Annotated in this window: 1 protein-coding gene; it reads left to right on the forward strand. The window is 43.2% G+C overall.

What is annotated here, in order from left to right; all coding sequences use genetic code 11:
• Positions 1-28: 28 nt before the first annotated feature.
• Positions 29-391, forward strand: a 363-nt coding sequence (locus CHM34_RS18765; RefSeq protein ID WP_206093868.1) for a hypothetical protein, incomplete at its 3' end; no start/stop codon positions are given.

A 391-nucleotide genomic window follows, 5' to 3' on the forward strand; every position in this document is an offset into this window, starting at 1 on the left:
GAATAGTAACAATTAAAGAAAGAAAACAATGGCAAAAATAGATTTATGCGATCCTAAATGGGTCGACATGGTGTTCGCCGACAAGAACAAGGAGTACGGTGCATACAAGCTTCGTAAAACTGTTTCTCAGCGTAACATCAAGGCTTTAGCTATTCTGCTTTGTGCTGCATTCCTCGGTGGTGGTTACTTAGCTTATCAGATCAAGAAGCATAACGACGACTTGGCTGCGCAAGCTGAATATGCAGCAAAGATGGAGTTAGCAGCTCTTGAGCAGGCTAAGAAAGAGCAGGCTGAACGTAAGAAGCAGCAGAAGAAGGAAGAACCTAAGAAGATTGAACCTGAAAAGGTTGTTCCTGAAACTCGTGCAACAGTTAAGTTTACAGCCCCTGTC

This window comes from Paludifilum halophilum (assembly GCF_002245355.1).
Taxonomy (GTDB): Bacteria; Bacillota; Bacilli; order Thermoactinomycetales; family DSM-45169; genus Paludifilum; species Paludifilum halophilum.